Source organism: Vibrio sp. SBT000027 (assembly GCF_963894355.1).
In the GTDB taxonomy this organism is placed as follows: domain Bacteria; phylum Pseudomonadota; class Gammaproteobacteria; order Enterobacterales; family Vibrionaceae; genus Vibrio; species Vibrio splendidus.
This window is the reverse complement of record NZ_CAWQGD010000004.1, coordinates 1,574,733-1,598,101: the sequence shown is the minus strand read 5'-3', so window position 1 is coordinate 1,598,101 and position 23,369 is coordinate 1,574,733. Positions and strand designations below refer to the sequence as shown.

General features: G+C 42.5%; 36 protein-coding genes. 35 read left to right on the top strand and 1 reads right to left on the bottom strand.

Annotated features, from left to right (window positions below; all coding sequences use genetic code 11):
* Window positions 1–36: 36 nt before the first annotated feature.
* The 8 genes from AACU28_RS16925 to AACU28_RS16890 all read left to right on the top strand — a co-directional run bounded on the left by AACU28_RS16925 (window position 37) and on the right by AACU28_RS16890 (window position 6,699).
* Window positions 37–291 (top strand): DUF3297 family protein, encoded by a 255-nt coding sequence (locus AACU28_RS16925; RefSeq protein ID WP_004733911.1) that lies wholly within the window; start codon window positions 37–39, stop codon window positions 289–291.
* Between the two features lie 499 nt (window positions 292–790).
* Window positions 791–2,164, top strand: a complete 1,374-nt coding sequence (gene glpT / locus AACU28_RS16920; protein ID WP_017083570.1) for a glycerol-3-phosphate transporter — start codon at window positions 791–793, stop codon at window positions 2,162–2,164.
* Between the two features lie 78 nt (window positions 2,165–2,242).
* Window positions 2,243–3,298 (top strand): glycerophosphodiester phosphodiesterase, encoded by a 1,056-nt coding sequence (gene glpQ, locus AACU28_RS16915; protein WP_102444683.1) that lies wholly within the window; start codon window positions 2,243–2,245, stop codon window positions 3,296–3,298.
* A 262-nt stretch (window positions 3,299–3,560) separates the two neighbouring features.
* Window positions 3,561–4,028, top strand: coding sequence for an ASCH domain-containing protein (locus AACU28_RS16910; protein ID WP_009846847.1), 468 nt, complete (start codon window positions 3,561–3,563; stop codon window positions 4,026–4,028).
* Window positions 4,029–4,121: 93 nt separating this feature from the next.
* Window positions 4,122–5,066, top strand: coding sequence for a D-2-hydroxyacid dehydrogenase family protein (locus tag AACU28_RS16905; protein WP_102481711.1), 945 nt, complete (start codon window positions 4,122–4,124; stop codon window positions 5,064–5,066).
* Between the two features lie 28 nt (window positions 5,067–5,094).
* On the top strand, window positions 5,095–5,598 hold the full coding sequence (locus tag AACU28_RS16900) for an HAD family hydrolase (protein ID WP_102481725.1): 504 nt from the start codon (window positions 5,095–5,097) through the stop codon (window positions 5,596–5,598).
* 112 nt (window positions 5,599–5,710) lie between these two features.
* A complete protein-coding gene (locus AACU28_RS16895; RefSeq protein WP_102462976.1) occupies window positions 5,711–6,091 on the top strand; it encodes a SpoIIAA family protein in 381 nt (126 codons plus the stop codon).
* A 206-nt stretch (window positions 6,092–6,297) separates the two neighbouring features.
* A complete protein-coding gene (locus tag AACU28_RS16890; protein ID WP_017099883.1) occupies window positions 6,298–6,699 on the top strand; it encodes an NUDIX hydrolase in 402 nt (133 codons plus the stop codon).
* Window positions 6,700–6,752: 53 nt separating this feature from the next.
* Here AACU28_RS16890 and AACU28_RS16885 read toward each other — a convergent pair whose 3' ends face one another.
* Entirely contained in the window at window positions 6,753–7,154 is a 402-nt protein-coding gene (locus tag AACU28_RS16885) for a YkgJ family cysteine cluster protein (protein WP_121603284.1), read from the bottom strand.
* Between the two features lie 208 nt (window positions 7,155–7,362).
* Here AACU28_RS16885 and AACU28_RS16880 point away from each other — a divergent pair, with 208 nt between their 5' ends.
* The 27 genes from AACU28_RS16880 to AACU28_RS16750 all read left to right on the top strand — a co-directional run bounded on the left by AACU28_RS16880 (window position 7,363) and on the right by AACU28_RS16750 (window position 23,368).
* Entirely contained in the window at window positions 7,363–7,524 is a 162-nt protein-coding gene (locus AACU28_RS16880) for a hypothetical protein (RefSeq protein WP_012604036.1), read from the top strand.
* The gene (locus AACU28_RS16875) at window positions 7,497–8,222 is read left to right on the top strand and encodes a pseudouridine synthase (RefSeq protein WP_121603283.1); all 726 of its coding nucleotides are present in this window, start codon (window positions 7,497–7,499) and stop codon (window positions 8,220–8,222) included. Before AACU28_RS16880 ends, AACU28_RS16875 begins: the two co-directional genes overlap by 28 nt.
* A gap of 78 nt (window positions 8,223–8,300) precedes the next feature.
* A complete protein-coding gene (locus AACU28_RS16870) occupies window positions 8,301–8,675 on the top strand; it encodes a VOC family protein (RefSeq protein ID WP_102481714.1) in 375 nt (124 codons plus the stop codon).
* Window positions 8,676–8,771: 96 nt separating this feature from the next.
* Window positions 8,772–9,380 (top strand): sugar O-acetyltransferase, encoded by a 609-nt coding sequence (locus AACU28_RS16865; protein WP_061024768.1) that lies wholly within the window; start codon window positions 8,772–8,774, stop codon window positions 9,378–9,380.
* Window positions 9,381–9,540: 160 nt separating this feature from the next.
* Complete coding sequence (locus AACU28_RS16860) at window positions 9,541–9,879, top strand: hypothetical protein (RefSeq protein WP_065681862.1); 339 nt, start codon at window positions 9,541–9,543, stop codon at window positions 9,877–9,879.
* Between the two features lie 434 nt (window positions 9,880–10,313).
* Window positions 10,314–10,727 (top strand): GFA family protein, encoded by a 414-nt coding sequence (locus tag AACU28_RS16855; RefSeq protein ID WP_017087120.1) that lies wholly within the window; start codon window positions 10,314–10,316, stop codon window positions 10,725–10,727.
* A gap of 235 nt (window positions 10,728–10,962) precedes the next feature.
* Window positions 10,963–11,214: a hypothetical protein gene (locus tag AACU28_RS16850; protein ID WP_017083586.1), complete on the top strand. Its 252-nt coding sequence runs from the start codon at window positions 10,963–10,965 to the stop codon at window positions 11,212–11,214.
* 234 nt (window positions 11,215–11,448) lie between these two features.
* Complete coding sequence (locus AACU28_RS16845) at window positions 11,449–11,658, top strand: DUF3955 domain-containing protein (RefSeq protein ID WP_121603281.1); 210 nt, start codon at window positions 11,449–11,451, stop codon at window positions 11,656–11,658.
* Between the two features lie 217 nt (window positions 11,659–11,875).
* A complete protein-coding gene (locus AACU28_RS16840; protein ID WP_102481718.1) occupies window positions 11,876–12,352 on the top strand; it encodes a GNAT family N-acetyltransferase in 477 nt (158 codons plus the stop codon).
* Between the two features lie 61 nt (window positions 12,353–12,413).
* Window positions 12,414–13,046, top strand: coding sequence for an RraA family protein (locus AACU28_RS16835; protein ID WP_121603280.1), 633 nt, complete (start codon window positions 12,414–12,416; stop codon window positions 13,044–13,046).
* A gap of 126 nt (window positions 13,047–13,172) precedes the next feature.
* Window positions 13,173–14,153, top strand: coding sequence for a phosphotransferase enzyme family protein (locus AACU28_RS16830; RefSeq protein WP_102447896.1), 981 nt, complete (start codon window positions 13,173–13,175; stop codon window positions 14,151–14,153).
* Window positions 14,154–14,269: 116 nt separating this feature from the next.
* Window positions 14,270–14,872 (top strand): glutathione S-transferase family protein, encoded by a 603-nt coding sequence (locus AACU28_RS16825; RefSeq protein ID WP_017087126.1) that lies wholly within the window; start codon window positions 14,270–14,272, stop codon window positions 14,870–14,872.
* A gap of 250 nt (window positions 14,873–15,122) precedes the next feature.
* Window positions 15,123–15,944, top strand: a complete 822-nt coding sequence (locus tag AACU28_RS16820) for an NAD-dependent epimerase/dehydratase family protein (protein ID WP_121603279.1) — start codon at window positions 15,123–15,125, stop codon at window positions 15,942–15,944.
* A gap of 110 nt (window positions 15,945–16,054) precedes the next feature.
* Window positions 16,055–16,408, top strand: a complete 354-nt coding sequence (locus AACU28_RS16815) for a tRNA-binding protein (protein WP_017083591.1) — start codon at window positions 16,055–16,057, stop codon at window positions 16,406–16,408.
* Window positions 16,409–16,504: 96 nt separating this feature from the next.
* On the top strand, window positions 16,505–16,762 hold the full coding sequence (locus AACU28_RS16810) for a hypothetical protein (RefSeq protein ID WP_121603278.1): 258 nt from the start codon (window positions 16,505–16,507) through the stop codon (window positions 16,760–16,762).
* A gap of 98 nt (window positions 16,763–16,860) precedes the next feature.
* Window positions 16,861–17,277 (top strand): nucleotide triphosphate diphosphatase NUDT15, encoded by a 417-nt coding sequence (locus AACU28_RS16805; protein ID WP_121603277.1) that lies wholly within the window; start codon window positions 16,861–16,863, stop codon window positions 17,275–17,277.
* A gap of 25 nt (window positions 17,278–17,302) precedes the next feature.
* A complete protein-coding gene (locus AACU28_RS16800; RefSeq protein ID WP_102569678.1) occupies window positions 17,303–17,740 on the top strand; it encodes an NUDIX hydrolase in 438 nt (145 codons plus the stop codon).
* A gap of 87 nt (window positions 17,741–17,827) precedes the next feature.
* Complete coding sequence (locus AACU28_RS16795) at window positions 17,828–18,235, top strand: bleomycin resistance protein (protein WP_102455653.1); 408 nt, start codon at window positions 17,828–17,830, stop codon at window positions 18,233–18,235.
* A gap of 151 nt (window positions 18,236–18,386) precedes the next feature.
* Window positions 18,387–18,818 carry a DUF2000 domain-containing protein gene (locus AACU28_RS16790; RefSeq protein ID WP_108109447.1) on the top strand — a complete coding sequence of 144 codons (432 nt, stop codon included), beginning with the start codon at window positions 18,387–18,389 and terminating at the stop codon, window positions 18,816–18,818.
* A gap of 222 nt (window positions 18,819–19,040) precedes the next feature.
* Window positions 19,041–19,961, top strand: a complete 921-nt coding sequence (locus AACU28_RS16785; protein WP_102447889.1) for an alpha/beta hydrolase — start codon at window positions 19,041–19,043, stop codon at window positions 19,959–19,961.
* A gap of 126 nt (window positions 19,962–20,087) precedes the next feature.
* Complete coding sequence (locus tag AACU28_RS16780) at window positions 20,088–20,507, top strand: GNAT family N-acetyltransferase (RefSeq protein ID WP_121603276.1); 420 nt, start codon at window positions 20,088–20,090, stop codon at window positions 20,505–20,507.
* Window positions 20,508–20,541: 34 nt separating this feature from the next.
* Entirely contained in the window at window positions 20,542–20,976 is a 435-nt protein-coding gene (locus tag AACU28_RS16775) for a GNAT family N-acetyltransferase (protein WP_121603275.1), read from the top strand.
* An 89-nt stretch (window positions 20,977–21,065) separates the two neighbouring features.
* A complete protein-coding gene (locus AACU28_RS16770; RefSeq protein ID WP_121603274.1) occupies window positions 21,066–21,422 on the top strand; it encodes a hypothetical protein in 357 nt (118 codons plus the stop codon).
* A 36-nt stretch (window positions 21,423–21,458) separates the two neighbouring features.
* Window positions 21,459–21,929, top strand: coding sequence for a GNAT family N-acetyltransferase (locus tag AACU28_RS16765; protein ID WP_102455649.1), 471 nt, complete (start codon window positions 21,459–21,461; stop codon window positions 21,927–21,929).
* An 88-nt stretch (window positions 21,930–22,017) separates the two neighbouring features.
* A complete protein-coding gene (locus AACU28_RS16760; RefSeq protein ID WP_102455648.1) occupies window positions 22,018–22,362 on the top strand; it encodes a VOC family protein in 345 nt (114 codons plus the stop codon).
* Between the two features lie 119 nt (window positions 22,363–22,481).
* Window positions 22,482–22,898, top strand: coding sequence for a VOC family protein (locus AACU28_RS16755; protein WP_102454165.1), 417 nt, complete (start codon window positions 22,482–22,484; stop codon window positions 22,896–22,898).
* Window positions 22,899–22,954: 56 nt separating this feature from the next.
* Window positions 22,955–23,368 carry a GNAT family N-acetyltransferase gene (locus tag AACU28_RS16750; RefSeq protein WP_017078758.1) on the top strand — a complete coding sequence of 138 codons (414 nt, stop codon included), beginning with the start codon at window positions 22,955–22,957 and terminating at the stop codon, window positions 23,366–23,368.
* Window position 23,369 lies beyond the last annotated feature (1 nt).

The window sequence follows — 23,369 nt, the reverse complement described above, 5'->3', positions numbered from 1 at the left end:
GCACTTTTTTTATTTACGTACATACAGGTAATGAACATGAGCGATACTAATTCAAAACCAGCTTTACCAGATCATCTAGCAGGTAACCCACGCAGCCCACACCACGTGGCTGAGTGTTTCGAATACCCAATCGGCATTCGTCTAAATGGTAAAGAGCGTACTGATGTTGAAGAATACTGCATCAGCGAAGGTTGGGTTAAGATCCCTTCTCCAAAAGCGCTAGACCGCCGTGGTCAGCCAATGCTTATTACTCTAAAAGGCTCTGTAGAAGCTTTTTACATCGAAGAATAATCGCTTTGTGTGACGCGCTAGTTAGCAAATGTTTTGTCTAATTAGCCAACATAAAGTCACTAAGAGTTATTACTTGAAAGGGTCTAGAGAAATCTAGGCCCTTTTTGTTTGCATTAATGCTGGCGAACTTGTTTAACCAATAACCAATAACCAAAACCACCTTCATAACTCCACAAAGCTTATCGAACTTGTCGACGTCTACTATGCATACGTAGGAATAATGCGTTTACTGCTGGTTGATTTATGTTCGCTCGCTCGTTTTGGGTTGATTCACATTCGAAATTACTGCTGATAAATTAACCCATCAAAAACAAAAATATGAAGCGTAGTCTAACTAAATGAAACTAAAGTGCTGTATTTAAGGTTATTTTTTGTTAATGGCTATCTCTATCACAGAAAATAATCCTGAAGCACATACAATTCCCAGACTTTCGAATGAGCGCTGAACTTTTTTCGTTCGAGCATTTTATTTCTATCGCCCAATACACATGAGGTTCCTATGTTTGGAATATTCAAACCTATGGCGCATATCGATCGCTTATCTACCGATAAGATCGATAGCACCTACACACGATTACGTTGGCAGCTTTTTCTCGGCATCTTTGTTGGCTATGCCGGTTACTACCTAGTCCGCAAAAACTTCAGTTTGGCGATGCCATACCTGATTGAGCAAGGGTACAGTCGAGGAGAGCTAGGGATTGCTTTAGCCGCAGTATCCATCGCTTACGGTTTATCTAAGTTTTTAATGGGCAGTGTTTCTGATCGCTCTAATCCTCGTTATTTTCTCAGTGGCGGCTTGTTAATGTCGGCATTGGTCATGTTCTGCTTCGGCTTCATGCCATGGGCGACAGGCAGCATCACTGCGATGTTTATCCTGCTGTTCTTGAATGGTTGGTTTCAAGGCATGGGCTGGCCAGCTTGTGGGCGAACCATGGTTCACTGGTGGTCGCGTAAAGAACGTGGCGAGATCGTATCGGTATGGAACGTTGCTCACAACGTGGGCGGCGGCTTGATTGGCCCGATGTTCTTATTGGGACTGTGGGCTTTTAACGACGATTGGCGAACCGCTTTTTATGTTCCTGCATTTTTTGCCACTCTCGTTGCTATCTTCGTTTGGTTTACGGTAAGAGACACGCCTCAATCTTGTGGACTACCACCGATTGAAGAACACAAAGACGATTACCCAGACGACTACGATACGTCTCACGAGAAAGAAATGACGGCGAAAGAGATCTTCTTTAAGTACGTTTTCTCTAACAAGTTACTGTGGTCAATCGCGATTGCTAACGCGTTTGTATACCTTATCCGCTATGGCGTACTCGATTGGGCTCCAGTTTACTTAAAAGAAGCAAAAGACTTCTCGGTAGATAAATCCTCTTGGGCTTACTTCCTGTATGAGTGGGCAGGTATTCCTGGCACGTTATTGTGTGGTTGGATTTCAGATAAATTGTTCAAAGGTCGACGCGCTCCAGCAGGGATCCTGTTTATGGTTCTCGTAACTGTCGCAGTGTTGGTGTACTGGTTGAACCCAGCGGGTAACCCAACGGTTGATATGTTGGCACTGATTGCGATTGGCTTCCTTATTTATGGTCCAGTAATGCTAATCGGCTTGTATGCACTTGAACTTGCACCAAAGAAAGCGGCGGGAACAGCAGCTGGCTTAACCGGTTTGTTTGGTTACCTGGGCGGGGCAGTTGCTGCCAATGCCGTGCTTGGTTTCATGGTTGACCATTACGGCTGGGATGGCGGCTTCATGATTTTGGTCGGAGCTTGTGTTGCTTCAATAATTTGTCTGCTTTACGCCTTCCTCGGTGAGCGTGCGCACCATAAACAAAAAGATCTCGAACGAGAGAAAGAAGCGCTAACTCAGTAGTTTATTAGCTGAACCACACCATACTAATAACAACAGAGGCAGGTATATCCTGCTTCTGTTTTATCAAGGGAAACAATAATGAAAACAACGTCACTGTCTCTGACTTTATTAGCACTTAGCTTATCTGCAAATGCGTTCGCCGATCCTTTAGTGATTGCGCATCGCGGTGCTTCTGGTTATTTACCCGAGCATACATTACCGGCTAAAGCACTCGCTTACGCAATGAAACCTGACTATATCGAACAAGATGTAGTGATGACCAAAGATGACCAATTGGTGGTTTTGCATGATCACTATTTAGATCGCGTCACTGATGTTGCTGACCGCTTTCCAGACCGTGCACGAGCAGATGGCCGCTATTACGCGATTGATTTTACGCTTGCCGAGATCAAATCATTAAAAGTGACTGAAGGCTTTAACCTAGATGACCAAGGTAATCGAGTAGCTGGGTTCCCAGCACGCTTCCCTATGTGGCAGTCTGATTTCCGTGTCGCTACCTTTGCAGAAGAGATTGAGCTGATCCAAGGCTTAAATAAGACCTTAGGTTATGACGTGGGCATCTATCCAGAGATTAAAGCACCTTGGTTCCATCGTCACGAAGGAAAAGATATCTCTAAAGCTGTACTTGCCACCTTGCAACAATATGGGTATCTATCGAAAGACGACAAGGTGTACTTGCAGTGTTTCGACGCCAATGAACTTCAACGCATCAATGATGAACTTATGCCAGCGATGGAAATGGATCTTAAGCTCGTTCAGTTGATGGCTTATACAGATTGGAATGAAACCATGACGTACCAAGGTGACAAAGCAACGCCGTACAGTTATGACTGGATGTTTGAGAGGGGCGGAATGGCAAAAGTCGCTAGCTATGCTGATGGCATTGGCCCATGGAAACCTATGCTGGTGGACGATGCATCGACCAAAGATAACATCATTATTAAACCATTGATGAAGTCAGCAAAAGACGCGGGCTTAGACGTTCACCCGTACACGTTCCGTGCTGACCCTGGGAGAATCCCAGCTTATGCCGATAATTTTGATGGCATGTTGGATGTTTTTTACAATCAAGTAAAAGTCGATGGTGTGTTTACCGACTTCCCGGATAAAGCGGTCGACTTCTTAAAACGTTAATTTCCTGCTCAGTTACGAGGTTCTAGTAACGAGATACGAAGAGCTAAAAGCACAGCCTAAAGGCGCTTTTAGCTCTTTTTTACTTTTTGGCTCTTCTTGTACTGGCCTCGAAATCCTACCCATATTCTTCTTTCTCAGCCCACATTTTGATATTCACTCGGTTTACAGCAATAACCTGACTTGATAGGTTACTCCCAATGCAGCCAGATGCTTAATCTATAAGTATTTATCGGCTCAACCTAATATTGAATTTGGAAAGATCATGGAAGAAAGAAGCAAAGCTTATCTTGATAACTACCTCAACACATTGCCAGCAGACATTGCCTCGCAATACACCTCCTTTAGTGCTGATTATTACTGCGCCGACGAGTACAACGCCAACCTCTGCGCGCAGTTGATTTTAAAAGGTGAAAAACAAGCGTCCTGCGGCCTTGAACACTGGTATACCCATGAAGGCGAGACGAGACCCATCGTTGGTCACTTGCAAGTCGTCACCGATTGGGATGGTAAGCCCGTCTGTATTGTTGAGATCACGTCGGTTTCGTCGTGCAAATACAACGAAGTGAGTGCGGAGTTTGCTGCTGCAGAAGGCGAGGGTGACAAAACACTAGAATGGTGGAGAAAAGCGCACTGGAACTTCTTCTCTCGTGAATGTGAAGAGCTCAAGATCTCACCAAGTGAAGACATGTTACTTATGTTGGAGCGTTTCAAAGTGGTTTATCAACAGTGAAGCCCAAGTGAGTGCCGTGTTGAATCTCAAGGCATGGCACTTTGATCTTCATTTGACCAATACAAGATAACTAACAATCACAAGGAGAGTGATGTGAAAATAGCGATATTGGATGACTATCAGAACGTCGTTAAAGACCTCGATTGCTTCAACAAACTCGAACAACACGATGTCACTGTATTTACCGAGACTTATTCAGAGCAAGATCTTGTCGCTAAGTTGATCTCGTTTGAAACCATTGTACTCATTCGTGAAAGAACCGAGATCACCGAATCTTTGTTATCGCAGCTCCCAAACCTCAAGCTCATTAGCCAGACGGGCAAAGTGAGTAATCATATCGACCCACAAATGTGCGAACGATTTGGTGTTACTGTGTTAGAAGGCCGAGGCTCGCCAGTTGCACCCTCTGAATTATGCTGGGCGTTGATTATGGCTGCATCGCGCCACATTCCCACTTATGCTTCAAACCTTAAGCAAAACCAGTGGCAAGATTCTGGCTCGTTAAGGTTAGGTCGAACTTTGAAGGGCTTGAAGCTTGGTATTTGGGGCTACGGCAAGATCGGCAAATGCATTGCACAATATGCCCAAGCATTTGGGATGTCTGTCGTAGTGTGGGGGAGCCAAGCTTCACGCGATCAAGCACAAACAGATGGCTTCAAAGCAGCAACAACCAAAGAAGACTTCTTTCAAGAAGTTGATGTGCTTTCTTTGCATTTGCGTTTGAATGATGTCACCAGAGGATGTGTTACGGCACACGACCTTAGCTTGATGAAGCCGAACTCACTGTTTGTGAACATTAGTCGTGCCGAGTTAGTGGAACCGATGGCTCTGTATCATGAACTACGCGAGGTACCGACCAAAACAGCCGCTATTGATGTGTTCGATTGTGAGCCAGTAACAATAGACACCGAACCGCTATTGTCCTTAGCAAATGTCACTGCGACACCGCATTTGGGCTATGTTGAACAAAATAGCTACGAACTCTACTTCGATATCGCTTTCGACAACATTCTGTCCTATCAAAGAGATGGCCTATAAAGGCGCGATGACTAATGCAGGAGGCAAGATGACAAAGCTAATCGAATTAACAGAAATAGTCTTATTCGACTGGGGCAATACGCTGATGGTCGACTTCCCAGACGCACAAGGGAAGATGTGTGACTGGGAAACCGTACAAGAAGTGAGCGGTGCTCGTGCATTACTGGCTGAACTCTTCAAAAATCATCAAGTCTATGTTGCCACCAATGCTGGTGATTCCAGTAAAGACGACATCATTCGAGCCTTCGAGCGTGTTGGCCTGTCTCAATATATTTTGGGTTACTTTTGTAAGGCGAGCATTGGTTTTTCTAAGTTCGAGTCGGGCTTTTATCCGGCCATCATTTCCAAACTCGGTGTTGCACCACAAGATATCACCATGGTTGGCGACACCTTAGAAAAAGACATTTACCCAGCACTTGAAGCGGGTTTGCAAGCGGTGTGGTTGAACACGGAAGGTGTTGATCTTAAGTCACAGCATCCACGTATCGTGCAAGTTCAATCCCTAAGCGAACTGTTGGAAAAGCGCGATTAACTCTCTGATATTAAGTTCAGATAAAGTGCTTGTTCGTTTTGACGCCAACCTCTCACCTCTTTGTTATTTAATCCTCTAAGCTAACTCTAGTTTCTACTATGAGGGCTAGGTTATGAGTATCGAACGTCATGGAATATCGGTTGGAATTGAACGTGTTAGCGGTGAAACTATCGTTGTGTTCAAAGCGAAAGGCAAACTCACACACGATGACTATCAAGCAATGATGCCAATTCTAAATACCACGCTAGAAGAACTCGATTCATCGAAACTCAAGATGCTGGTCGACATCTCCACCTTAACGGGTTGGGAGTTACGTGCTGCTTGGGATGATTTCAAACTGGGATTAGAGCTCAATTCGAAGATAGACAAAATCGCGATATATGGTGATAAAAGCTGGCAAGAATTCGCTTCAAAAGTAGGGGGTTGGTTTGTGTCTGGTGAGATAAAGTCATTCGAAGACCATGACTCTGCGCTTAATTGGCTAGTCGATTGATTCTATCTGCGGACAGCTAGCTAACAATCCCTAAACAACGCCAATGACAGTAGACGAGCATTGTCTCGAAAGCTGTTATTTTTCGTTTTGGCGATGATATTTCCTATTCGATTTAATAGAATATGTTCACTGCTGGATGTAATATACGCCTAGCGCGATACGTTGTGCTAACCAAAATAATAAACACAATAACAAGGTCTAAGAACATGAATAAGGTAATTGATAAGCTGGCTTGGATATTCATCAAAGACGGTAAGCTGTTGATGGTCAGATCAAAAGGCAAAGAACTGTTCTATCTACCGGGTGGTAAGCGTGAAGCTGGCGAAAGTGACGAGCAAGCACTGGTTCGCGAAATAAAAGAAGAGATCTCAGTAGATTTAATGCCTGATTCAATCAAATACGTTGAGACGTTTACAGGCCAAGCTGATGGCAAAGCGGAAGGCGTATCAGTGCAATTGACTTGCTATCTTGCTGATTATACTGGCGAACTGTCTCCAGATGCCGAAATCGAAGAGCTTAAGTTTGTTGATGGCAACGACAGAGCGGTATGTTCATTGGCAGCACTGGTTGCGCTTGATTGGTTAGAAGCGAACCAGTATTTGGCTTAAGGTTTTAGCGGCTATTAGCTAACGCTGAAGATTGATCTTCAAAAGATCATCGCTTACGAATAGCTTGAAGGGCGGCTGTCTTTCATCAACAGGTCGAGTTTCCTTTGAGCTTTCTTCGTGTCTTGTAAATCCACCACCTCAATCATTTCACACTCATCTCGTACCATCTCATTAATCAGGCTTGGATAGTGTCGGCAATCTTCTGGTCGGTCTAAGTAAATGCTGCATGTGTACTTGGCTTGAGGCTTGGTATCTTTCGTCGGAACTAGCTCCAGAAAAGGGCAGCGAGTTAAACGTTCACCAGATTCAGGGTCGAACCAGATCTCGCTTCCTCGGACATACTCAAAGATGTCTGGGTTGAACAACTCCCACAAATCAATCTCTTCTTGCGTTGCGGCAAGGTCACCATCTCCGTATTTGATACAGCATTTCCCGCATTGATTACAATTTTTCATTAGTGACTTCATTGGTTGGTGAGCTTTTATCATTTTACCACTGATAGGCGTGGCACGTTGACTTTGTTGTTCATGGTTAAACTGTTTCGGGAAGGGAGCCTAAAATAGAAGTACTTAAAATTACTTTAACTACCTAACACCACTCCAAACAAGGCTGTAAACAGTGATACAATTTGCGTCTAGCAAGTTATTAAAACAAGGCATAAAAATGAGAACCGTATACACCACCGAAGGCGACATCAACGCAAAGAAACAGAAAGACGCTTACCCAAAGTTGGCGCTATGTGATAACTGCGTTCGAGACTATGTGGTGATTGCTCAAGGCGAGCGTACTTATAAGCCATGCGCAAAATGTGGTGCCGACGATTAATGCGCCTTGATAAATATCTATGTAAAAGCACTGACCTAACCAAGCCTGAAGCGATTGAACGCATCCATAATGGCGAGGTGAACGTAAACTGTGAGATTGTCACCGATGAATCGACTCAGGTTCATGAAAGCAACGCTATCTTGTTGAATGGCACGCCGCTTAAGTTGCGTGAATTTCGTTACCTCCTAATGCACAAGCCTGCGGGTACTATCTGCTCCAATATCGACGAAGTTTATCCCTCGCTGTTCAACTACATTGAGATAGACAAAGCATCAGAACTGCACATAGCAGGGCGCTTAGATGCCGACACCACAGGCTTAGTCTTGATTACCGATGATGGGCGCTGGTCATTCAATATCACACTGCCAACCAAGTCATGTAAGAAGGTTTATCGCGTGACATTGGCACGAGACATCAAAGACGATGTCGCTGACAAGTTCAAAGCGGGCGTTCAATTGCAAGGTGAGCAAAAACCGACGCGTCCGGCAGAACTCGAAGTGATTACCAATAAAGAAGTGCTCCTGACTATTACAGAAGGTAAGTTTCATCAAGTAAAACGAATGTTTGCTGCGGTAGGAAACCGAGTTGTTGGCCTTCACCGTGAACAGATTGGTAATGTTCGTTTAGATGTTGAAGCAGGTCAGTGGCGTTATCTAACTAAAGCCGAAGTCGACTCATTTCAGCAGGGCTATGAATAAGAGCTCGGAATAAACGCCGTAACCACTTAAAGCGTTAAGCGTGTCAGCACCAGAACATCAACACTATAAGGATGTAGGATGGAAAATCTAAAAGTCTCAGAAATTAAGTCTTTCGTACCCGCGAAAGACTTCGATTTATCCAAGCGTTTTTATCAGTCAATCGGCTTCGAAGTGATGTCTGAGTTTCACGACATCGCCTATCTGCGACACGGCGGTTGTGCGTTCCTTCTGCAAAACTTTTATGAACCTGCGCACTGTCACAATTACATGATGCACTTGCTGGTTGAAGACGTAAAAAGTTGGTATCAACACATCCAAAACTCTAATGTAGTGTCGGAATTTGAAGTTACCGTTTCCGAGGTTGTTGAACAGCCTTGGGGAATGCTTGAGTTTTGTATCACTGACCCAAGTGGTGTGCTGTGGCGTGTGGCTGAAAACATCAGGTCGCGCTGATTCATCCAACTTGCATTGAGGCCAGTGAAAACTTCAAATTATCCATCTGTTTCTTTATTTATGCCGATATAAGGCAATGATCAAATAGGTTCAAACATGGATATAAAGGCTAAAATGCACAGCCAAGACGTTTACTACTGTGACGACGTTGATTTGGTTGCTGAGCAAACTCAATGCTTAGAAGTGCTATACGATTTCAACCATACTCGCCCGAGCGAAGGTGATAAACGACAACAAATCATGAAGCAGTTGTTCGCCGAAGTCGGTGAGGGCTGCTACATTGAACCACCATTACATGCGAACTGGGGGCGTCACACGCACCTAGGCAACAACGTATACGTGAACTTTAATCTAACTCTGGTCGACGACACAGACGTATTCATCGGCGACAACGTGATGATAGCGCCTAACGTGACCATTGCCACTGGCACACATCCCATCAGCCCAGAACTCAGGCTAAAAGCAGCGCAGTTCAATGTTCCCGTTCGTATTGGTAACAACGTATGGCTTGGCGCGCACACAGTCGTACTTCCCGGTGTCACCATTGGTGAAAACTCAGTAATAGGCGCAGGCAGCATCGTCACCAAAGACATCCCAGCCAATGTCGTCGCAGTTGGCAACCCATGCAAAGTGATACGCGAAATCAACGAGAGCGACCGAGAGTATTACCACAAAGATCGCCGCATTCCAGATGAACTAAAGTAGCCGGTTTTTCACACGCCTGAAATTAGCTGTGACATAAGTCATTGTTATGCAATGGCTTAGTTGTATATTACTTATCTATCTTAGAAACTAGACAAAATTATTCTGGAGTTAAGTGCAGAATTTTTCTGTCTGATAGCTGTTATATGTACAGGGAGTTTCAATGAAGGGTTTTCTCAAAGGGATTTTAGCTTATCTTGTTGTGATCTCGGTAGCTCTGCTAATTTCTCGCAATTTTTTTGATTACCTATCCACAATAGACTTGGTTGACTACATTGCATATGCCGGGGTTTTACTTGTTGTATTGGCAGGCATTACATTTGATGGTAACAATCCAGCTAATCAAGACTTTTTATCGTTAATGATTCATCGTGAACTTGTGTCCCGAACCAATGACTTTCAAGACGAAAGTAATAAAGTAAGTTTTGCAGTTAATGTCGGATTGATAGGTATATTTTTACTTATTACTAGTGGTGTAATGGCTTGGCATATTAGTAAGTAAAACATATAACAAGGCGCCTAAATCTGAATTGTAAACGCGTGCCGAACTCGCTTCGCTCAGACATGACACACACCCACTCACAGCGTAGCTAAGCGTTATGCCTCGTATTTCTTCCAGAGTTAAAGCAACTACCATATCTAGTCTTAATAGTTTGTTTAGGTTCACGGTGCCTTTCTTAACTATTTGGTAGAGTGACATTTCAATGAGCATGGAGGTTTTGTAATGGGAACTGTAATCGGTTTGGTGATTCTAGCTGCTATAGATTGGTATCTCTTTCGTAAAACAGGGCTCCATATTCATAAATGGATCTCTAAAAAGTATGCCGCGTATCTGTCGGATAAGGGAAACAAAAAATAGCCTTTTCTTATTACGTCATCGGTATAAAAAACGTTATCCGCTATTCATTTACACACATTGCAAAGATTGGAGGATTCATGAAAGGCAAAGGAAAGTGCCTATGTGGCTCGGTTGAGTTGGAAGTAGAGTACGCCAGTAATGAATTGGGGGCTTGTCATTGTAGTATGTGTAGAAATTGGTCTGGCGGTCCGATGTTAGTCATTGATTGCTCTGATTCCGCCAAAATATCAGGTGAATCAAATGTAGTGAGATATAAGTCATCCGATTGGGCTGAGAGAGGGTTCTGCGGTAAATGTGGTACTCACTTGTTTTACTTTTTGGTGCCAAATAATCAGTATCATCTTCCTGTCGGTTTATTGATGTCTGGGGATGACTACAAGTTAACTCATCAGATATTCATCGATGAAAAGCCCGAATACTACGAATTTAAAAATGAAACACAAAATATGACTGGCGCAGAAGTATTTGCCCACTTTGAAAGTGGAGAGTAGCACTTAGTTTTTATTAGCTTAAGACTAATTCACAACGCTCGGCATTTTTTAGTTTCGGTCGAGTTTTGTGTTTGCGGTGTAATGGTTTTGGTGAGGTGGTAGCGTTGCCCACGCTTAACCTCCCAGCATCAACCCCCAACTTGAAGTGCCTCGAAACTCCATTATGTGAACTCCTAATAGCTGAATAGTTACTCTAATATACACTGAGTTTTCTAATGGCTCTTAGGGGGCGGAAATGACAGATATGGCAATATCAAGTTACCTTGGCTGGTTGTTACTTCTGATAGGTTGTTATCCTTTCTTGCTTGTTGGTGTCAGTATGTTTTTCTATGATGCAGAGCGTAAACAAGCATTAAGGTGGTTGAACGGAGTTAGTTTTCTATTGGCTGCATTCCTTCTTTACATGCATATGCAGACAGAAGTCATCTATGGTCGGGAACTGCTCGAAGCCTGGTATCGTGATAACCCAGAAGATAAGCCTCAATAAAAAGCACATAACAAGTGTCTATTATCCATATCGGTATATAAGAGTGATGTTATACGCTTGGCATTTCCAGCTCGAGTCAATCTTAGTGTTTTCGGCACAATGGTGAGGTGAGGTGATCGCGATGTCAGCCACTTCAAGGGTCGGTAACTCGTCTATCCAATTATGCTTATCGGAGTGAACCATGCTCTCTTATAAAGTGTCTGATATTTTAGATATTCAAATGTTGAGGCTCCGATGAATTTTCTCCGTAAGTATAAAATCAGCTTTCTTTTCTGCGTTAGTGGACTTTTATGTTTCATTGTTTATAACACCATAGGTTCATACGTAGATGAAAATGGTGTGTTGGTTGAGCCATTCGGGTTTATTCCTATATTTTGGCTTTTTGAGCTACTTGCGTTGGTGGCTTTGGTCGTGACCTTCGTTAGACATAAAAAGTGCCAGTAATCCAGTTAAGCTACGAGTACACGAAGGTGTTTTGTGATCACAAACAACTTAAGCGTGATTCGGTACGCTTGGCATTTTGGCATGCGGCGGTATTGGTGTTTCCACTCGTTTTAACTTCAGTGGGTTAGGTGTTAAATTTGAGAGCATTAGTAGCGTTGCCATCTGCTCAAGCAGGCGTTATGTTACTAATTGAATTCAACGTTTATAAAGGATGAACATGGTAGTACTTAGAGGAATGCGCCAAGACGAATATCCAGCATATTGTCAGTATTTTATTGACGATTACAGTCAGGAAATAGCTAGAAACTATGGGCATTCTTTAGACGTTGCAGTCGAATTGGCAAAGAAGGACTTGCATCGCAGCTTCCCTAACGGACTAGAGGGCAATGAGCATTCGCTATTATGCATTGATGTTGAAGTCGATGGTGAACGTAAGCTTGTGGGTTACCTTTGGCACTCAGTAAATATTGGGGATAAATCTACGTTTATCTATGACTTCTTCATTTCGAATGAACATCGAGGCCTAGGTTATGGTACTCAATCAATTTCTGCGTTAGAGACCCAACTACTTGCTATTGGTATCAATCAAATAAAACTGAGGGTCGCATATCATAATGAGCGGGCGCTTAAGTTGTATAAAGAAGTTGGCTTTGAGGTTACCGGTTTCAATATGTCTAAGAAACTAAGCGGGTAGCCTCAACATATCAAGCAACATACATAGACCGGCAGGTTTCATTCAAACATGGAGTGAAAATATGAAGTCAGATTTTTCAAAACTTGCGACAACTGAGTACGGAAACATACTAAGTAACGACCATTTTATCAACTTTAGCATTGGTCCTCTTTGGCAGGGAATGCCGCCAATTTTTGGAGAAGCGTTTACTGTCCAGTTAACGTCTGGTGATAATTTAATGCTTCATTCAGCCATATACGAAGCACCAGAAGGTTCCATCATTGTAGTGGATGGAGTTGATAGCGAATATGCAGTAGCCGGCGGTAATGTATGCGCAGTCGCTAAGAGTCGAGGTATCAAAGGTTTTATTATTGATGGTGTCATTCGAGATTTGAGTGAAATTTCAGATATGAAGTTTCCAGTTTTTGCGAAAGGTGTTCATCCAGTACCGGGAAAGAAAGAGGTCTATTCTGAATTGGGTGCTCCAATCACTTGCGGGGGAGCAAAGGTCTCTACGGGAGATATCATTGTTGCTGATGTAGAGGGTATTGTCGTTATTCCTAAATCAAGAAAAGATGAAGTGTTTCTAATGGCTTCAAAGAAAGCAAGTGACGAAGCTTCATTAACACTCGCTGAGTGGGAAACGAGTCATAGGGCTAAAATAGCCCAAGCAATAACGTCTGCGAAACGAAAATCTGAGAGCACTTTAAACTGATTCGCAATGCGCGGCATTTTGATCTTAGGCTAGCTCTGTATTTGAAGTTTACTGGTTTATCTTTAGCGCTTTGTCGTTTCTCACTGCTTAACGCTACGTCATGTACCTATGAGGTTGATTTGAACTATGAGTGATTTTATTCGTGAGGCAAGTGAACACTGGAGCCAAATCGATCCAGATATGAGTTTAGAGCTGCAATCGTTAGGCGCAACGAATCATGTCTTTCGAGTTCAATCCTCACAGACTTTTTACCTCAGAAAATATCGTGCTCGCGACGTTGTACAAATCCAGCGTGAGCATGAGCTCTTACAAAACCTTTCGAAAAATTTAAACATTATAATTGCTCCAGTTTTGACTAGAGATGACAGTACCTTTTGTAAAATTGGTGAGGATTTTTATGCTTTATTCCCTGAAGCCAAGGGTACGCTAATTGAAAAAGACGAGTTGTCTGAATTGCATGCTTATGAGTTAGGAAAAGCTCTCGCAAATTTGCATATTCAACTCGCTTCCATTACTGGGAATGATTTCCCAACAATTGCTCTCTCTTGGGATAAAAATGCTTGGGTGGGTAGGTTAGAAAAAATAATTGCGGTTATAGAAGCCAATAGTGAATTCAATACGAATGATTCGGTTCTACGAAGAGTAAAGCAACAGCGTGATTATCTCGCCAGTTCAAAAGCTATACACTCGTATACCCCTTTAACAAGCATGCAATTGATTCACGGCGACTTTCATCACTTCAACGTCTTTTTTGCTTCTAATTGCGCCGTAAGCAATGTGATCGATTGGGATCTTATACAAAACATGCCTGCTGGTTATGATGTTGCGAGAGCTTGTATGTACATCTTTAATATGGAACTTACGAGGTCATTAGTTTTGTTAAAAGGTTATCTGTCTGTTAAGCCTCTATCACGATTCGAGCTAAATGATGGGGCAAAGGCGTGGGCTGTTTATGCTGACCATCATGTCTGGGCTTTAGAAGAGGTGTTCTTAAAAAACAATACCGCAGCACAAAAATTCATACCTCAAAGTGACTTTATCCCTTTTATGGAGCAATGGTCCAAAATTGAAAGTGCCTTGTTTGAATCGGTACATAGAAATGTTTAATAATGAATCTTAACATGCGTTATTTTTAGTTGAAGCTAGTTCGGTTTGTCGATAAATGGGGAAGTCCGGTTTCGTAGTTTACAAATTAACGCATCGGCATGCTTTGGGGAGGATGTATGCAAGTCTTATTGTATAGCGCACAAGGATCGAACAGTTCCGAAAGGGTCGAGTGGGTGCTTAATTTCAAGCGGATACCTTACGATAGAATCGAGGTTAACTCTGATGAACTAACGACAACATACCTAGATATAAATCCTTTTGGTTATGTTCCATCACTCTCGGTCGATGGTTCGGTGTTTTCTGAATCAATGGCGATTGTAGAGTATCTTGAAGAGCGATTCCCTAAGCCCAACTTATTTGGTAAAGACCTTGTTGAGAAAACGCACATTCGTAGAGTTTGCGAATACGTAAACTCTAGTATTCATTCCCCTCAAAACAGAACAGTATTAAGGTTTATGCGTCCAGAGCTAGATGAGCGTTCAAAGCGTGAGCTTCGTGGGGAATGGATTATGTGCTGTCTAGAAAAGTTAAGTACGTCAATCTGTCGTGAATCAGAGTTTGCAGTAGGCAGTGACTTTAGCGTTGCTGATATATTTGTGGCTTCAATCTATAAAAAGGCGTTACAACATGGTTGTGCGAGAAATGATTTCTACGACAACCACTTGATGTATATAAGGTTAAATGAAAGTGTTGCAGTTTCAGAACCACAAACAACTTAGATGTGAATCGTGGCATGTGGTATTTCCAAAAATGTGTACGCTTAATGTTTAAGTTAGTCGGGTTTCGGCATTGTATGTGACCGACAGACCTTAACAGCACTTGCCGTAAATGAATCAAAAGGGAACTATGAAAATAACGACGCTGGTTGATAACTCTCGACTGGATAACAGGAAAGATTTAGCCGTTGAGCGCGATGTTCTGGCTTAGAAGTAAAGCTAGGGCTTCATATATGCAAAGTTCAGGGAAAGAATGAAAGTATTAATTGCAGGGGCTAGTGGATACATTGGCCGTCACGTTACATCGCTATTCGCAAAAAGTGGATTTGAAGTTTTTACATACGGTAGAGACAAAATCGTCATTCCTCTTAGAGTAGGGTTGATAGAAGATAGAGCCGATTTTGAAGGTTATTTTGATGTGGTTGTGAATTGCGCGCGTCCACATTGGTCACAATTCTCAGCACATGAAATTGCAGATGTGGAGCAGAAGTTACTCTCTGAGTTAGATCTACTTGCCGCTAAATATGCAACAAAGATACATACATCGGGTGTTTGGCTCTTTGGTAACGCCTCTGGTACTGATTTGCGTCAATTTAGGTTGAAACCCTTGGAATCCGTTAGATTAGACGTAGAAACAATACATAATGCCATTGGAAACAGTTGGCACGTCGTTTACTGTCCTAGTTTGGTTTATGGTGGTGAGAACTGTCAGTTAAAGCGAATTGTTAAATCTTTCGCTAGCCAAACGATTCAAGTAGGTATCCCGTCTATAGGCTTTAACCAATATGTTCATGTCTACGATATTGCGCGGTTCTATTTACTTTTGGCGCAAGGCCGAACCTTAGAAAAGCAGCATTTTATTGCAGAGACTCAAGGTTATAGTCCTGCAGAATTCGTTCAACTCTTATTGGCCGCCAAAGCTGTAACAAAAGTGAGAAAGATCAGTTGGGAAGAGTTTGAGTCAGAAAATGGCTCTATGGCTGTTGGTATTGAACAACTGAATCTAAAACTACCAATTAGTCCTTCGTTTGAGGCTACTGAGTTGGTTGGGAATTACATAATACAAAGCATATAAACGTGACTCTCAACGCTTGGTTAGCGTCAGTGGTAAATTTGAATCTAGTCTCAGCATTGTTAGTGACTTAGTTATACGTTATGTGATTTGGAAACAACGAGGTCTGGTTTATGAAATACGCTCCAATTAAAGATGAAATTACGTTTGATGATTTCGCAAAATTAGATATTCGTGTCGGCTTAATCGTAAAGGTTTCTGAAGTCGCTAAATCAGATAAGCTGATGAAACTCACCGTCGACTTTGGCGATCATCAGCGATCAATCTTGGCTGGCATTAAACAAGAGCGAGAAAACCCGAAAGAAATCGAAGGTAAGCAAGCCTTGTTTGTCGTGAATCTACCCGAAAGAAAGATGGCGGGTGAAATGTCTCAAGGGATGTTGTTTGATATTGGTTATGAAGACAAATTAAATCCGTGTTTAGCTTGTCCTGAAACCGAAATGCCTAATGGTGCTCGAGCTGGGTAACGTACACATAAACGTGAACAATAATGTAAGACGACATAACGCGTATCGTAACTTCAAGCGAACATCATAAATGAAACACAAAACAGAGTACAAGAGATGAAAGCAGGTACGCCAAGAGATTATAGCGAAGACATTTATAGCGTTTATTTTGAAGTTGGAGAGTGGGAGGGAACTGCGCTCAGCATACTTGAGTCGTTTGTTGGTCAGTCACCGTCAACGTCTATTTCACATTTGGAGTTTGGGTATGAACTTGCGATGCCTATCCAATGTGTACCAGATCTCGTGAGGCTTTTGACTGAGAAAAATATCGCTATTTATCAGATCGTACGTGGTAACAAAATACTAGAGTCATAAAGATATTGGTCGAAGTAGAACAGTGAATTAATCGAGATTGATTCGTTATACATGGTACTTATCGTTGAAGGTTGGATTTCTTTCTTAAGGAGTTTTAAGTGAGTCAGGAAGTAAGAGTAGGTGTAGCTGCGGTTATTCTACGTGAAGGACGAGTACTACTTGGAGAACGAATTGGTTCTCATGGGGCTCATACATGGGCAACGCCGGGCGGACACCTTGAGTGGGGTGAAAGTATCGAAGAGTGTGCCAAACGCGAAACACTCGAAGAGGCTGGTTTAGTTGTTAGTGCATTTGATAAGCTGACTTTTACCAATGATATTTTTGAGAAAGAGAACAAGCACTATATAACGCTGTTTGTTGTTGCTTCTGACGCTAGCGGCGAAGCGCAGGTGACAGAGCCTGATAAATGTAAGCAATGGAAATGGTTTAAGCTAGAGGAGTTACCTGAGCCACTGTTTCTTCCTCTGACGAATCTGTTGAGCGATCCGGTCATCCTTGGGAAGCTAGCGCAGTAAACGCGAAAGATTGGAGGGCACATCAATGAGAGCACCTTTTCAGATTTTAGTCTTTCCCTACAAAACAGTCGATAACAAATATCGATTTTTAATCGCACGCAGAAGGGACAATGGTGTTTGGCAGGCAATATCGGGTGGTGGCGAAGACAATGAGTCATTACTTGAAGCAGCAAAACGAGAGCTCTCTGAAGAGACTCAGCTAGTCGGTTGTAATTGGCAGTTGCTCGATTCAATGTGCATGCTTCCAAAAGTCTTTTATGCAGGAAATCACAATTGGACTGAGCATCCATTCGTCATTCCTGAGCATTCCTTCTCAGTTAAAGTGACGGAAGATCCTCAATTATCAAATGAACATACAGATTATCGTTGGTGTGACTACCAAGAAGCTATTGAACTTCTAACATATGACTCGAACAGAAACGCGCTTTGGGAGATCAATGAAAGGCTTTACAAAGCTAGCTAAAGTACACAGATTAATTAACTCTATATTAGAGTGGAAATCCTGATTAGATTCTTACTAATCTCTCGCTATTTAGTGAATAGGTAAATCATGACATTACGAGTAGTTCCAGAGCTTTATTGTTTCGATATTAATGTGAGTAAATCCTTCTTTGTCGATGTGTTGGGGTTTGAAGTGAAATACGAGCGCCCAGATGAAGAGTTTGTTTATCTAACGCTTGATGGTGTTGATGTGATGCTTGAAGGGATTGCGGGCCAAAGTCGAAAATGGCTTTCAGGTGACCTGGAATTTCCTTTAGGGCGTGGCGTTAACTTTCAATGGGATGTTATCGACATCGAACCTCTATATCAGAGAGTTAACGAAAACGCCGCTGATTCTATTTACTTAGTGTTAGAGTCGAAGTCTTATCAATGTGGTGATTCGATCGCGACTCAGAAGCAGTTCATCGTTCAAACTCCAGACGGTTATCTCTTTAGGTTCTGCCAAGATATTCATTAAATCATGACCTTGTTGTTGGATACCAAATACTGGTCTTTGCTCGAAATTATTGGATGGACTAAACGTATTAACTGAGTACTAAGGTTGCATTGCTCACGCCCCAGTAATGCGTTATACAAATACTGTGATTAAGAATGAATGAGGATATGTAGTGAGCCATTTACCAGACGAAAGCCAAAAACGATTCATAGCGATTTTAAGCAAAAAGATGGATTTAGGAAGAACATTGAACGTGCTAGGGCACCTGAGCGTTGGCCTATCTAACCTATTAGAAGGTGACGAGACTTACTACGTTGACTATGAAGACTTGGATGGCAATGTTCACCCAAACCTATCTCACTATCCTTTCATCGTGCTGAAAGCAGACAACTCAAATAAGCTTAGAAAAGTGCGTGAAGAAGCCTTTAGCCGCGGTATTAAATTTACCGATTTTACGAGCTCAATGATCGAAGGTGGTTCTGCTGAACAGCAGCAACGAACCAAAGAAATCAAAGAAGAAGATCTTGAGTATCTTGGTGTATGCCTGTTTGGTGACACGGAAATCCTACGTGAGTTTACAAAGAAGTTTAGCTTGTATAAGTAAATGTCCGTATTACCTATAAATTAATAACACTATTAATGCTTAGTCTTCGAGATCAAACTTAGATTTGGTGCTTTGGTCTGAAGCATTTATGTAGTTATTGCTTTCGGCTTATTAAGAGTCTGAACAAGAGTTTTAATTGAGCTCACAAATTAAGACTGTATGTATGTACATGCCTTTCTTTTGATATATCATCCCTCGATTTTTCAATCATTGAGTCATAAAATGACGAATCATTTAGAACCAGGCATTAAAGATCTAGTCGAAGACTTCCAATCCAATGGTAAACCTTGTCCATCACTCCAAACCATCGAAGAGCGACGTACTGGCTATATTGGCAGTACCGTTTTAGCGGGGAAGAGTCCTAAAATAGAACACGAATTCTTAGATGCATTAAATGGTGTGCAGATAAAAGTTTATAAGCCTACGACCGAATCGAATCTACCTATCACAGTGTACTTCCACGGTGGTTGCTTTATCAGCGGTGGCTTTGAAACACATGATGTTCAATTAAGACAGATTGCCCTTCAATCTAACTCAATTGTTATTTGCATCAAATATAGACTGGCACCTGAGCATACATATCCAGCGGCGCACGACGATGTGTATCAAGCTGTACTTGGTATCAAGGAGTTTGGTCGCAAATATGGTGGCAATATCGAACAAATGGCGTTTGTTGGTGATAGTGCCGGTGGGCAATTAGCGTTGGCGACAACATTGAGACTAAAAAAGTATGAATCTTGGTTACCGAGCCAGCAAATTCTTATCTATCCGATGCTAGATCCTAAAGGAAGTTCACGCAGTTACGTGGAAAATGGCACAAACTATATTATAACGGCAAACATGTTGCTTTCCGGCTTCGAGTTATACACAAATAATAAATCTAATTCATTCAATGAACCTGAACTCAACCTTTTGAACTGTGATTTTAACGGACTGCCAACGACAACCATCATCACTGCCGAGTTCGATCCATTACGTGACGAAGGCGAACAGCTCTATAAGTTAATGGTGTCGCAAGGTGTTGATGCTAGTTGCCAGCGCTATTCGGGTGTAATCCATGGTTTCTTTCAGTTATCGGGTGTTAGTCAATCCGCAAAGCATTGTGTTGAGTTAATTTCAAAAAAATTGATGCCTCGAAATTAAAATTATAGATAGTACAATTAGTTAGGGTTAATCTGGACGCTGTGTATATCTCAATTAGCGCCAGATAGACCTTATTTAAGACTCAATTATTATAAGACAATCGGTTAATCTATAGATAGGAAGTCAATGGAATACCAATTAGATATCGAGCCCTGCGATGAAAACATTAATGAAGTCCGAGGCGGGTTAATCAAACACAACACACCGTTTCTGGAAGGGATAGCCAAGTCTCAAGTTGCGTACTACGCGATGGAGGAAGGTAACAAAGTCGGTGGCATTATTGCTGATCTTTGGGGAAACTGGTTACTGATTAAGTTTCTCTGGGTCGATGATTCGAGGAGAGGAAAGCAAGTCGGTAGTGCGCTGCTTGAACTTATTGAAGAGTATGCGCAGTCTCAAGGTTGTACGTCGTCATTGGTAGATACATTAAGTTTCCAAGCGAAGCCTTTTTATGAGAAACGAGGGTATGAATGCCAGATGGTGTTAGAAAATTACCCTGTAGATTCCTCGCTATCGTTTCTCACTAAGTCGCTCGTCAAAAAGTAGCGTATTAAGCGCCCGTTTATACAAGGAGAGTAGAGTGGTCAACATTCGGGAAATGGCAATTTCAGACTACGACTCAGTGATCGCGTTGTGGTGTCAGACAGAAGGCATGAGTATTCGCGATGCCGATTCGAAAGAAAGCATTGCGAGCTATTTAGAGCGTAACCCCGGTCTGAGTTTTGTGGCTGAAAGTAACAACGAGATCATTGGCGCTGTGTTGGTCGGAACGGATGGACGTCGTGGGTATTTACAACATTTAGCTGTCTCGGGCAACTTCAGAGGGCAAAAGCTAGGTTGTAAGCTTGTCGCAGAGGCGGTCAACGCACTTGCAGGGTTAGGTATCCCTAAGACTCACTTGTTTGTCTATAACGACAACATCAATGCTCAACAGTTTTACGAAAAGTTGGGCTGGTTTCCTCGCGATGAAGTTCGAATGTACTCGTTTAATAGCTCGGATAATAGTAACGTTTAGCCTTATAAGTTCGCGTTGGATGATCTTGAATTTGTAACAGATTCGCGCGCATCCGGACAATATCAAAACAATCCTTAGAGTATTTAGAAATGTTGTTTTCTAGTCTGTCTAAACCATCGGTTCATGGCTCCGAGTTATGTTCTGAACTGCTCAATTTCTTAACCGAGCATAAGAGTGATTTCGAAGAAAAGTTAATCCCAGATCTGTCATACATCGATGATATGGCACATGTGGTGAACGGTATTAAAATCAAAGACGTTCTACACATCAGTAGCAATCAATACCGACTTCAATATTCGTTTGATTGGGAGTTGTTTCTAGGTTGTTCAGATAGGAACGAAATCGGTGTAGAGAATGGAAGTGTTCTATTCACGCTTGAGGACGATAACGTTCTTAATATCAACTTCCCAAACTACGGTTCTCGAGACACTAGCGATGAGCTCTAGTCGGTTTTCCGTGCGTGTTATACAGAAGGAACAACAATGATAACTATCGAAAGGCTTGAAGAATCACATGTGGCGTTAGTTCAGGCCATCCAATTAGCCGATGAACAGGTCAAGTTCGCTGGCACAGCTGCAGAGTTTTTATTAGACGGCAGTGAAACGACGCACTTGCACGTGATTAAGTCTGATAACGAAGTTGTGGGTTTTTTTAAGCTGGATATCGCTTACGCAGAGCACTACGAATTCTGCCCTGAAGGAAGTATTGGCTTAAGAGCTTTTGTGCTTGATAAAAACCAGCAAGGTAAAGGTTTAGGAACTGGCACGGTCAAAGCTTTGTTTCCATATTTAAAAGCGAATTACTCAGCGTATGAGTCGATTTACTTAACTGTGAATTGCAAAAATCCCGCAGCATTTAACTGTTATCAGAAAGGCGGCTTCGAAGATACCAATCAACAGTATCTAGGTGGCGCAGCAGGCCCGCAATTTATCATGCGCGGTCAAATTGCTTAGTAATATGAAACCGACTAATTGTTGATGAGAAATACCTGCACAGCTGTATGCAGATTGAGAGTCTTAAAGAACACGAAAAGGAAATTTGATGAAAGTTCAATATCTTGAAGTGGTTACCCCAGAAGTCGATGTTGTTTGTGCAACATACGCTCAGCTCTACAACGTGAAATTCAGTGGTGCAGATGTGAACCTTGGTGGGGCGCGTACTGCAAAGCTATCTAATGGCGGGGTAATTGGCATTCGAGCACCGCTTCGTGAAACTGAAGAACCAACTGTTCGTCATTACACGCTGGTTGAGGATATTCAGTCTGCAGTCAACGCAGCCGAGAAACTAGGCGCCGAAGTTACGGTGCCGCCAATGGAGTTACCACGTCACGGAATGTGTGCCATTGTTATTCAAGGTGGCGTCGAGCTCGGATTCTGGGAGTTATAGGTGATGCGTAGCTTTTAGATTTTGAAGGACGAGATACTACGATTTATGATGCGACACCTAGTGTCTTTGCCAGCTTCATGGCATCATTCCACGCAGCTAAAACCCCAACAAGGTATGTTATGAAACAGAATATTGTCCACATTGCACTCGTGGTAAAAGACTACGATGAAGCGCTTGATTTCTATGTAAACAAGCTTAAGTTTGATCTCATCGAAGACACGTATCTACCAGAAGAAGATAAACGCTGGGTTGTTGTTGCTCCACCAAATTCAACCGGTGTGAGCCTGTTGCTTGCTAGAGCTTCCAAGCCAGAGCAACTTGACTTCATCGGCAACCAAGCTGGCGGACGCGTATTCCTATTCTTAAACACCGATGATTTCTGGCGTGATTACGAACGAATGATGTCTTTGGGCATTAACTTTGTCCGAGAGCCTAAAGAGCAAGGCTACGGTACCGTTGCTGTGTTTGAAGATCTTTACGGTAACTTGTGGGATCTGCTTCAGTTAAACCCTGAACACCCTATGGCTAACAGATAGACAAGCAAGCTTAGCCCACAACCATAATTCTAGTCATACGGATTGGCAGGAGCGACATGGAAGTCACAAGGTATCACCCCAAGTATTTAACCGCTTTACAGGCGATCTATCTAGAATCAAGACAGAACACCTTTCATTGGGCTGATGCCGACGCTTTTAAGTTATCCGATTTCGATTTAGATACAGAAGGTGAGCAAATATGGGTGGTTGTTTCTGGCGACAAGGTTTTAGGTTTTGCCTCTGTTTGGGAACCTGAAAGCTTCATCCATCACCTCTATGTTTGCCCGCGAACGCTACGTTCTGGGGCTGGTTCTGCTTTACTCAATACTTGCAAACAACATTACTCTGGTCTGACATTGAAGTGTCTGACTGCTAATGAAAATGCGATTGGCTTTTATCAGTCGCAAGGCTTTGCTATCTCGTCCACAGAGGGAGAGGGATTAGAGCGTTATCACTTAATGACTTACTAAG